The organism is Pradoshia sp. TA40_28, assembly GCF_059694525.1.
In genome coordinates this window covers 1-10,344 of record NZ_JCATZO010000024.1, presented here as the reverse complement: position 1 = coordinate 10,344, position 10,344 = coordinate 1, and the positions used below count along the sequence as shown (strand labels likewise).

Annotated in this window: 11 protein-coding genes, 1 tRNA gene, 1 other RNA gene and 1 other annotated feature; of the genes, 11 read left to right on the top strand and 2 right to left on the bottom strand. The window is 38.7% G+C overall.

Features of this window, described 5'->3' with window-relative positions; translation table 11 throughout:
* From guaB to AC58NB_RS17320, 4 genes are all read left to right on the top strand, one after another.
* Positions 1-1,040, top strand: a 1,040-nt coding sequence (gene guaB / locus AC58NB_RS17335) for an IMP dehydrogenase (protein WP_497428048.1), incomplete at its 5' end; no start/stop codon positions are given.
* 124 nt (positions 1,041-1,164) lie between these two features.
* Positions 1,165-2,487 (top strand): serine hydrolase, encoded by a 1,323-nt coding sequence (locus AC58NB_RS17330; protein WP_497428047.1) that lies wholly within the window; start codon positions 1,165-1,167, stop codon positions 2,485-2,487.
* 66 nt (positions 2,488-2,553) lie between these two features.
* Positions 2,554-2,783: a binding site (T-box leader), on the top strand.
* Between the two features lie 49 nt (positions 2,784-2,832).
* Positions 2,833-4,113 (top strand): serine--tRNA ligase, encoded by a 1,281-nt coding sequence (gene serS / locus AC58NB_RS17325; protein ID WP_497428046.1) that lies wholly within the window; start codon positions 2,833-2,835, stop codon positions 4,111-4,113.
* A gap of 71 nt (positions 4,114-4,184) precedes the next feature.
* Positions 4,185-4,277, top strand: a tRNA-Ser gene (locus AC58NB_RS17320).
* Positions 4,278-4,434: 157 nt separating this feature from the next.
* Here the strand turns inward: AC58NB_RS17320 and AC58NB_RS17315 are convergent.
* Together AC58NB_RS17315 and AC58NB_RS17310 are read right to left on the bottom strand one after the other, a co-directional pair.
* The gene (locus AC58NB_RS17315) at positions 4,435-5,109 is read right to left on the bottom strand and encodes a deoxynucleoside kinase (protein WP_497428045.1); all 675 of its coding nucleotides are present in this window, start codon (positions 5,107-5,109) and stop codon (positions 4,435-4,437) included.
* Positions 5,106-5,744: a deoxynucleoside kinase gene (locus AC58NB_RS17310; RefSeq protein ID WP_497428044.1), complete on the bottom strand. Its 639-nt coding sequence runs from the start codon at positions 5,742-5,744 to the stop codon at positions 5,106-5,108. Before AC58NB_RS17310 ends, AC58NB_RS17315 begins: the two co-directional genes overlap by 4 nt.
* Positions 5,745-5,887: 143 nt before the next feature.
* On the opposite strand from AC58NB_RS17310, the gene tadA reads away from it, so the two are divergent.
* The 7 genes from tadA to AC58NB_RS17275 all read left to right on the top strand — a co-directional run bounded on the left by tadA (position 5,888) and on the right by AC58NB_RS17275 (position 10,095).
* Positions 5,888-6,385: a tRNA adenosine(34) deaminase TadA gene (gene tadA / locus AC58NB_RS17305; RefSeq protein ID WP_497428043.1), complete on the top strand. Its 498-nt coding sequence runs from the start codon at positions 5,888-5,890 to the stop codon at positions 6,383-6,385.
* Between the two features lie 91 nt (positions 6,386-6,476).
* Positions 6,477-6,741, top strand: an RNA gene (gene ffs, locus AC58NB_RS17300) — signal recognition particle sRNA large type.
* Between the two features lie 131 nt (positions 6,742-6,872).
* Entirely contained in the window at positions 6,873-8,561 is a 1,689-nt protein-coding gene (gene dnaX, locus AC58NB_RS17295; protein ID WP_497428042.1) for a DNA polymerase III subunit gamma/tau, read from the top strand.
* An 18-nt stretch (positions 8,562-8,579) separates the two neighbouring features.
* Entirely contained in the window at positions 8,580-8,903 is a 324-nt protein-coding gene (locus tag AC58NB_RS17290; RefSeq protein WP_497428041.1) for a YbaB/EbfC family nucleoid-associated protein, read from the top strand.
* Positions 8,904-8,914: 11 nt separating this feature from the next.
* Positions 8,915-9,511: a recombination mediator RecR gene (gene recR, locus AC58NB_RS17285; RefSeq protein WP_497428040.1), complete on the top strand. Its 597-nt coding sequence runs from the start codon at positions 8,915-8,917 to the stop codon at positions 9,509-9,511.
* Between the two features lie 21 nt (positions 9,512-9,532).
* Positions 9,533-9,748, top strand: a complete 216-nt coding sequence (locus AC58NB_RS17280; RefSeq protein WP_497428039.1) for a YaaL family protein — start codon at positions 9,533-9,535, stop codon at positions 9,746-9,748.
* Positions 9,749-9,828: 80 nt separating this feature from the next.
* Positions 9,829-10,095, top strand: coding sequence for a pro-sigmaK processing inhibitor BofA family protein (locus AC58NB_RS17275; RefSeq protein WP_497428038.1), 267 nt, complete (start codon positions 9,829-9,831; stop codon positions 10,093-10,095).
* Positions 10,096-10,344 lie beyond the last annotated feature (249 nt).

Here is a 10,344-nt window from a genome sequence, read left to right as displayed (position 1 = left end):
ATTTGCGCTTTATTCACGATTACTCCATGCTTATTGATGAAGTCATGACAAAAGAAAACTTAGTAACAGCTCCTGTAGGAACCAATCTAGAAGAAGCGCAGAAAATACTGCAGCAATATAAAATTGAAAAGCTCCCTCTAGTTGATGATGAAGGTAAACTGCAAGGCTTGATTACCATTAAAGATATTGAGAAAATAATCGAATTCCCAAGATCAGCAAAGGATAAATTCGGAAGATTGCTTGTAGCTGCAGCTGTAGGTGTTACTGCAGACACCATGAGAAGGGTCGAAATGTTGGTTGGGGCAGAAGTAGATGCGATTGTATTAGATACGGCGCACGGCCACTCTAAAGGTGTACTTGAAAAAGTACGTGAAATTAGAGAAATGTTCCCTGATTTGGTTATAATCGCGGGTAACGTAGCAACTGCTGAAGGTACAAGAGCCTTAATTGAGGCTGGAGCTGATATTGTAAAAGTAGGGATTGGACCTGGTTCTATTTGTACAACCCGAGTTGTTGCCGGTGTTGGTGTGCCACAAATCACTGCTATTTATGATTGTGCAACTGAAGCAAGAAAGCATGGAAAATCTATTATTGCAGATGGTGGAATTAAATACTCTGGTGATGTTGCCAAAGCATTGGCAGCAGGCGGACATGCTGTTATGCTGGGTAGCTTGTTAGCTGGAGTAACTGAAAGTCCGGGAGACACTGAAATCTTCCAGGGCAGAAGGTTTAAAGTATACAGAGGTATGGGTTCAGTAGCAGCGATGGAAAAAGGGTCCAAAGATCGTTATTTCCAAGAAGATGCGAAGAAATTTGTTCCAGAAGGTATAGAAGGAAGAATTCCTTATAAAGGCCCATTATCTGATACGATTTACCAACTTATTGGAGGTCTCCGTGCCGGTATGGGATATTGCGGAACGAAAGACTTGCAAGAACTCAGAGAAAACTCACAATTTGTCAGAATGACTGGAGCCGGTTTAAAAGAAAGCCATCCGCATGATGTACAAATTACAAAAGAAGCACCAAACTATTCCTATTAAGTTAATAAGGATGAACGAAAAGATGGCAGGGTATCTTACTACTCTGCCTATTTTTTTTATTCCTTTTATGGTACAATTCAAAAGGGTTTAATCGACAAACATTGATAATCAGGGGGGATATAACTTGAGACAGGCAAAACTACTAACTTCTTTGCTTGCTGTATTAACACTACTTGTTACTTTTGTTTTTCCATTTACGAATACGACTGCATATGCCGAAGATGAGCTCGGACTGAGTGCTGAGGCAGCAATATTAATAGATGCAACCAGTGGGAAAATTCTTTACGAAAAAAATTCGGACAAGGTGCTTGGTGTAGCATCCATGTCTAAGATGATGACAGAATATCTTGTATTAGAAGCAATTGAAAAAGGTAAATTGAAATGGGATCAAACTGTTACAATTGACGAATATGTACATAAACTTTCAGCAGCTCCCGGTTTATCAAATATAGGTTTAACACAAGGTGAAACTTATACTGTTAAAGAGTTATACGAGGCAATGGCCATATTCTCAGGTAACGCTGCTACAGTAGCACTGGCACAAGTGGTTGGCGGCACTGAAAAGAATTTCGTGAAATTAATGAATGAAAAAGCGGAAGAGTTGGGTTTGAAGGACTATAAATTCGTTAACTCATCCGGTTTAAATAACTCAAGTCTGCTTGGACAACATCCTGCAGGTGATGAGAATGATGAAAACCTTATGTCAGCACGTGCAACTGCTAAGTTGGCTTATCATCTAGTTACAGACTATCCTGAAGTGATAGATACGGCTAAACAGCCTGAATTAAATTTTAAAGATGGCAAAACATATAAAAATTTCAACTGGATGCTGCCGGGCTTGATAGCAGAATATAACGGCGTAGACGGATTGAAAACCGGTTCCACAGAATTTGCCGGCAACTGTTTTACGGCAACTGCTGAAAGAGACGGGAAAAGATATATATCAGTAGTAATGAAAACTGACAGCAAAATGTCACGCTTTACAGAAACGAAAAAAGTACTTGATTATGCTTTTACTAACTTCTCTGAAGAGGAAATTGTGAAAAAAGGATATCAAGTTAAAGGTCAAAAAACATTACCTGTTACAAAAGGGAAAGAAAAATCCGTAGCTATCAAGACTAATGAGGCAATTAATCTTGTTGTAAAAAATGGCGAGACTGAAAATCTTAAAACAAAGCTTGTGTTAGATAAGGATAAGCTTGATGAAGATGGCAATCTTGTAGCTCCTGTGAAAAAGGGAGATAAAGTTGGGTATTTAACTCTTGAATCTGATGATAGTGACCTAGGCTTCCTGACAGAGGAAGGGCAAAAAAATATCAGTGTTGATGTTGTAGCTGCTGAAACTGTTGAAAAGTCGAATTGGTTTGTACTTTCTATGAGAGCTATTGGTGGTTTCTTCGGTGACATGTGGAGTGGAATCACTGGAGCAGTTAAAGGTCTATTCTAATTTTTTTATTTTTCAATTGAATATAGATAGACGAAGAGTGTATGATAGTTAATACAATAATATAAATAAACAGCGTTGATGAGAACTAGTAAGCAGACTAGAGTATCTTAAGAGAGCCAGTGGGTGGTGTAAACTGGTGATAATCGTCTGGTGAATCCATCTCGGAGCAGGTTATTGAAATCATGTTTGAGAGTAAGTATCCTCGGTTTAAAAGCCGTTATCTTATGAGGTGGAAGGCATTTATATTTTATGTCTTTAACTAGGGTGGCAACGCGGATATAACTTCCGTCCCTTTTAGGGACGGGAGTTTTTTGTGTTTTTATAAAAAAGAAGGAGGAATAGAAGATGCTTGATGTAAAACTATTAAGGGCTAATCTTGAGGAAATTAAGGAAAAGTTGCAACACCGTGGAGAAGATTTAAATGATCTTGATAAATTTGAGGATCTCGATAAACGACGCAGAGAGTTAATAGTTGAAACTGAACAATTAAAGAGTAGAAGAAATGAAGTTTCTCAACAAATTGCTCTGTTGAAAAAAGAGAAAAAAGATGCCGATTCTTTAATTGTTGAAATGAGAGAAGTTGGCGAAAAAATTAAAGGCTTCGATCAGGAACTACGTGCAATTGAAGAAGAACTCGACATGATTATGATGACTATTCCTAACATTCCACATGAAAGTGTACCTGTTGGGGATTCTGAAGATGAAAATGTTGAAGCGCGTAAATGGGGAGAAGTGCGAGATTTTGGTTTCGAGCCAAAACCACATTGGGAAATCGCTACTGATTTAGGAATCATTGATTTTGAACGTGCCGGAAAGGTAACTGGCAGCCGTTTTGTTTTCTATAAAGGATTAGGTGCAAGGCTTGAGCGTGCGCTGGCAAGCTTTATGCTAGATTTACATGTTGAAGAACATGGCTACACAGAGATGCTTCCACCATATATGGTTAATCGTGCGAGTATGACTGGTACCGGGCAATTACCAAAGTTTGAAGAGGATGCTTTCCTAATTAACAGTGAAGATTATTTCTTGATCCCAACTGCTGAAGTGCCAGTTACGAATTATCATCGTGATGAGATTCTTTCTGCGGAAGATTTGCCGATCAGCTATGCAGCCTACAGCGCTTGCTTTAGATCTGAGGCAGGATCTGCCGGGCGTGATACACGTGGTTTAATTCGTCAGCATCAATTTAATAAAGTAGAGCTTGTGAAATTTGTAAAGCCAGAAGATTCTTATGATGAATTGGAAAAACTGACTGGTCATGCTGAAAAAGTATTGCAATTGCTTGGACTTCCGTATCGAGTATTAAAAATGTGTACGGCTGACCTTGGTTTCACGGCTGCAAAGAAATATGACTTGGAGGTTTGGATTCCAAGCTATGAGACTTATCGTGAGATTTCTTCTTGCAGTAATTTTGAAGCGTTCCAGGCTCGTCGTGCCAATATCCGCTTCCGCAGAGATATAAATGCTAAGCCAGAGCATGTTCACACATTAAACGGTTCTGGACTTGCAATTGGGCGTACCATTGCCGCTATCCTAGAAAATTATCAGCAGGAAGATGGTTCTGTGTTAATTCCGGAAGCTCTTCAACCGTATATGGGCGGTAAAAAAGTTATTACGAAATCATAAACGTCCAGTTGTAGGGAGTGCGCTTCCTTGACAACAACTTTTGGGAAGAGTATTCTCAATGTTGTTGTGATGGGGGAGTACCCAAGTCCGGCTGAAGGGACCGGTTTCGAAAGCCGGGAGGCGGTTCATGCCGCGCGGGGGTTCAAATCCCTCCTCCTCCGCCAAACAATCCGGTATACGAATAATAGATGAATATGATATAAAGATAAAACAGAACGAAGGGGTATCTTAGAAGTCATTATATGACTGATGGATACCCCTTTTTTTGTAGTATTTTTGATAATCTCCGTAAAAAAAAGCGATACGTAAATGTATCGCTTTTTAAAATGCTTTCTTCAATTTGCCGGATTGTTGAATTTGTTCTGATATACGTTCCAGAATATCATGAACAGCATCTGGATCTTCATTTAAATCGTAATCATTAATATTTAAACGCAATATTGGGCAAGCATTAAAGGAATTAATCCACTTTTCATATCTTCCATGCATTTCTTCCCAATATTCTACAGGAGTTTGTTGCTCCATCTCCCTACCCCGCAATTGAATACGTTTAAGAATATCATCCAGGGAACCTTCCAGATAAATAAGTAAATCTGGATGTGGGAAATATGGAGTCATCACCATAGCTTCAAAAAGACTTGTATAGGTTTCATAATCGGTTGGATTCATTGTTCCTTTATCATAATGCATTTTAGCGAAGATACCTGTATCTTCATATATAGAACGGTCTTGTATAAATCCGCCGCCATATTCAAAAATGCGTTTTTGCTCTTTGTAGCGCTCTGCTAAAAAATAGATTTGCAGATGGAAGCTCCATCGGGAAAAGTCAGCATAAAAATCATCAAGATAGGGATTCGTATCGACTTTTTCGAAGGAAGTACGAAAATCAAGTGCATCTGCCAATGCTTTTGTTAAAGTTGATTTTCCTACCCCAACAGTACCGGCTACAGTAATCACAGCGTTTTTAGGGATCTTGTATTTAGGATGAAGAATCATGAGCAAACTCCTTTTTGCAATTGATTGGATACAGACGTTAAGATCAAGTCCAGGTCATCTTTTCTTAAGATGAAGTCCATTTTATCTCCGTTAAAGCGAAGAACTGGAATATCAGGATGGGCTGCCTCAAATTCATTCATAAATTGAGCATAATCGTCTGATAACTGCATTAAATATTTTTCACTTATATTTCTCTCAAACTCTCTGCCGCGGAGCGCAATACGGTGCATAAGCGTCTCGATACTAGCATCAAGATAGATGACCATGTTAGGTCTTGGCATATCCTTAGTCAGTATAGTGTAAATATCTTTGTACTTACTGAACTGAGACTCTTGTATGGTTCTTTGAGCAAAGATGAGATTTTTAAAGATATGATAATCTGCTACGACTGGTTGATTATTTTGGATATACTTTACTTGAATATCCTCTAATTGTTTATAACGATTACATAGGAAGAACATTTCTGTTTGAAAGCTCCACTCTTGAATATCATCATAGAATTTATCCAAAAAAGGATTTTCATCAACTATTTCCTTTAGCAGCTTATATTGAAAGTGGCTGGCTATTGCTTTGGCCAATGAAGTTTTCCCCACACCAATGGGACCTTCAACAGTAATAAATGGGGTATGATTCATATGAGGTCCTCCTTACCTTTATGTTACGCTTTTCTAAAGACCGAGTATTATTGTACCATATAGACTTAAGATTTCGTTACTATATAATGATGACAAAAAAGTTCATGTATTTATAATCCTACTATACAAGGGGTTTTAGCAAAATGAATGATGATAAATTTTTTATGCAGATGGCTATTGAAGAAGCAAAAGTCGCGCGTGACCAAAAAGAAGTACCAATTGGAGCAATTATTGTAAAGAACGGGGAAGTCATTGCTCGTGCGCATAATTTAAGAGAAACGAACCAGAGTGCTACCGCCCATGCAGAAATTTTAGCAATCCAGAAGGCATGCGAGAGAATGGGGACATGGAGGCTTGAAGGGGCATCCCTTTATGTTACATTGGAACCTTGTCCCATGTGTGCTGGAGCTATATTGATGTCACGCGTTGATCGGGTAGTTTACGGAGCTATTGATCCAAAAGCTGGATGTGCCGGAACATTTATGAATCTTCTTGACGATTCACGTTTTAATCATCAATGTGAAGTGATTAAAGGAGTATGTGAAGAGGAGTGCGGTCATTTATTAACAGCCTTTTTTAGAGATTTACGGGAAAAGAAGAAACTCGCAAAGAGAAATAGGCAGTCGGAAAACAATGGGTGATTTTACAGGTTCAAGATATTGCATTTTTATTTATTTATAGGTATACTAATTTATGCGTCAGTAAAGACGCCTAATATTGGTTTCAAATTTGCCGTGCTAGGTGGGAAGGTAGCGGTGTCCTGTACTTGCAATCCGCTCTAGCAAGACGGAATCCCCTCCCTCGGTAGGTACTCTGTAGGGTCTGACCTTTGTAAGTGGTGTTGACGTCTGGGTCCTGCGCAATGGGAACTTATGAATCCTGTCAGGTCCGGAAGGAAGCAGCAGTAAGTAAGACCTCTCATGTGCCGCAGGGTAGCCTGGACTGAGCTAACTGCATTGGTTCCGCTTATGGATACCTATCAACGGAGGGTGCACGGCAGTTATTTACATAAAATAAGTAAAACCATTCTTTTATAAAGAATGGTTTTTTTATATGCATTTTTGTCATTTGTAAATGCCACCATTTACGATATAATATAAGGGATTATGTAAGGAAGGGGCAGGAATATTGGGTTATCAAGCATTATACCGAGTTTGGCGTCCTCAGGCTTTTGAAGATGTAATCGGTCAGGAACATGTTACTAAAACGCTCCAAAATGCCCTGCTGCACCAAAAAATATCCCATGCATACCTTTTTTCGGGTCCGCGGGGAACAGGTAAAACAAGTGCAGCGAAAATACTAGCAAAAGCCGTTAACTGTGAACATGCCCCGGTTCAGGAGCCATGTAATGAATGTGCGTCTTGCAGGGGAATAACAGATGGTTCGATATCAGATGTATTAGAAATTGACGCAGCCTCCAACAATGGGGTCGAGGAAATAAGAGATATCCGTGACAAGGTAAAGTATGCTCCTTCATCGGTCAAATACAAAGTTTATATCATTGATGAGGTCCATATGTTATCAACGGGAGCCTTCAATGCTTTATTAAAAACGCTTGAAGAACCACCGGCTCATGTCATATTTATTCTAGCTACAACAGAACCACATAAAATCCCTCTCACTATTATCTCAAGATGTCAACGCTTTGATTTTAAACGCATTACTCCACAGGATATTTTAGGCAGGATGGAGCGGATTTTAAATGAAAGTGGTATTTCATACGATCAGAACGCCTTATCTGTTATTGCTAGAGCAGCAGAAGGCGGGATGCGGGATGCGTTAAGTTTGCTCGACCAGGCAATATCTTTTGGATCAGATAACATTACTCTAGAGGATGCACTTACTGTCACAGGTGCCGTATCGCAATCCTTCCTAACTAAAATTGTGAAAGCAATTTATAGCAGGGACACTGCAGAAGCGTTAAATCAACTTCAAGAATTACTTGCTATGGGAAAGGATCCCATTCGTTTTGTTGAGGATATGATTCTATATTTTCGGGACATGCTCCTTTATCAGGCAGCTCCTGAGCTCGAGGATTCAATGGAAAGAGTATATATAGATGATGATTTTAAAGAGCTTGCTGACAACATATCATCTGACAACTTACATTTTTGGATCGATCAATGGAATCGTTCTATACAAGAAATGAAATGGTCCAGTCATCCCAGAATATTTCTTGAGGTTTTGTTAGTACGACTTTGTCAAAATGAACCGCAAAGCAGCTCGAATACAGTTTCAGATGAGACGATTCAAAAACTCATGAATAGAATCAATCAATTGGAAGTTGAGTTGACCTCTATTCGTGAAAACGGCATTATAAATACAAACAACTCAGCACCTGCTAAAGAAAAGCCTAAAAAAGCAACAAATCGATCGTTTAAAGTGCCGATTGGCCGAGTAAACGATATATTAAAAAGAGCAACAAAGCCTGATCTTTTGAAAATAAAGAGCAGCTGGGGTGCAATGCTCGAATCATTGAAAAAATCACAGGCGGCATTATTAAATGATGCAGAACCTGTCGCTGCTTCCAATGATGCTTTTGTGTTAAAATTCAAATATGAAATACATTGCCAAATGGCTATGAATAATTCTGAGTTCATCAGCGGTTTGAAGGGTACACTACAGCAAGTGACAAGTAATGCTTATGACATTGTTGGCATACCGGAAGAAAGCTGGCAGAAAATTCGCCAGGAGTTTGTTTCCAGTCAGAAGCAGGACCAGTCGGAGACAACAGAAACTAATGAAGATACTGAGGATCCGCTTATTTTTAAAGCGAGAGAACTTTTCGGTGATGAACTATTGGAAATAAAAGATTAATTTAATGGAGGTAACACTATGCGTGGAATGGGCAATATGCAGAATATGATGAAACAAATGCAGAAGATGCAAAAGAAAATGGCGGAGGCTCAGGAAGAGCTTGGCCAAAAAAAGATTGAAGGTACAGCAGGTGGCGGAATGGTGACCGTTGTAGCTACAGGGCATAAAGAAATCGTTGAAGTGAAAATTAAAGATGAAGTGGTAGATCCCGATGATATCGAAATGTTGCAGGACTTAGTACTTGCTGCTACTAATGATGCCTTAAGAAAAGTAGATGAATTGACGAATAGCACGATGGGTCAATTTACTAAAGGATTGAATCTACCACCAGGATTCATGTAAGGAGAAGAAGAATGCATTATCCTGAACCGATTTCCAAATTAATAGACAGTTTCATGAAATTGCCAGGTATTGGCCCGAAAACGGCCGCCAGACTGGCATTTTTTGTTTTGGACATGAAGGAAGATACAGTATTGGACTTTGCAAAAGCGTTAGTTAATGCAAAACGAAATTTAATGTATTGTTCTGTATGTGGTCATATCACAGATAAAGATCCTTGTTATATATGTGATGATAATTACCGTGATAAATCAATTATTTGTGTCGTGCAAGAACCTAAAGATGTTATTGCTATGGAGAAAATGAGAGAATTCAACGGCCTTTATCATGTATTACATGGCAGTATTTCACCTATGGATGGAATAGGGCCGGAAGATATAAATATTCCAAGCCTATTAAAGAGGCTGCAAGACGAAACGGTCAAGGAAGTCATTCTGGCAACTAACCCTAATATTGAAGGGGAAGCAACAGCGATGTATATCTCCAGGCTTTTAAAGCCAACTGGTATTAAAGTTACGCGGATTGCTCACGGCCTCCCGGTAGGCGGAGATCTGGAATATGCAGATGAGGTTACCTTATCAAAGGCTATTGAGGGTAGAAGAGAGTTGTAAAGTTCGTTAGGAGGAAACGCCTTGTTGTTTCAAAGAAAAGGGAAGCTTCGCAAAGAATTTGATGAAAAGTTAATAGAAGATATTAAAACGATGAAGACGAATTGGTTTAGCCATAAAAGCCTAATCGAAACGAGTTATGATCCCTCATTTGATACAATCTCACAGGCTAAATTGAGTGAGTTAAAGTACTATTATTTATTTAAAGAAGCCCGAAAAAGAAAAATATCGGTCAAATAAGCCGGCTGTAAGATAGATCTCTGTTCTAATCTGATTGCCTGTCTCATAAAAGTATGTATAAATACTTGGGAGGGGTTTAATTGGAGCATGGTGTATTTATTGCAGTCATTGCCGGATTGATTTTTTTGTTATTTTTATTCGGAACACCCTTTAAGCCATTTAAAATAGTGGGGCGTTTTTCAGTTAAGCTAATTGTGGGAGCCGTTCTATTATATATTGTTAATATAGTAGGCGGAAAATATGGATTACATATCCCGATTAATCCATCTACTACTCTAGTGTCGGGGATTTTAGGGTTTCCTGGTATAGCGGCTTTAATAGCTATTCAAAAATGGATTATTCCCTAAAAAGTTAGACTGCAGAAGGCAGTCTAACTTTTTTTTATAAAAACTATTGCAATATAAATATATAGATGGTATATTAATAAACATCGCTGCTACATCATAGCAAACGACAAAAAATAAATTAAAAAAGTTGTTGACAAAAGGTTGCTAACTTGATATGATAGTTAAGTCGCCAAAACGACAACAAAACAGATTGTTCTTTGAAAACTAAACAAAACGAAACGCCAAGCAAGTCTAAAATAAGAGATTTTT

What these genes read in the sequence shown, in the direction of transcription:
- serS (WP_497428046.1), top strand. Translation starts at nt 2,833, where the DNA reads ATGCTTGATGTAAAACTATTAAGGGCTAATCTTGAGGAAATTAAGGAA.
- AC58NB_RS17315 (WP_497428045.1), bottom strand. Translation starts at nt 5,109, where the DNA reads ATGATTCTTCATCCTAAATACAAGATCCCTAAAAACGCTGTGATTACT.
- AC58NB_RS17310 (WP_497428044.1), bottom strand. Translation starts at nt 5,744, where the DNA reads ATGAATCATACCCCATTTATTACTGTTGAAGGTCCCATTGGTGTGGGG.
- tadA (WP_497428043.1), top strand. Translation starts at nt 5,888, where the DNA reads ATGAATGATGATAAATTTTTTATGCAGATGGCTATTGAAGAAGCAAAA.
- AC58NB_RS17290 (WP_497428041.1), top strand. Translation starts at nt 8,580, where the DNA reads ATGCGTGGAATGGGCAATATGCAGAATATGATGAAACAAATGCAGAAG.
- recR (WP_497428040.1), top strand. Translation starts at nt 8,915, where the DNA reads ATGCATTATCCTGAACCGATTTCCAAATTAATAGACAGTTTCATGAAA.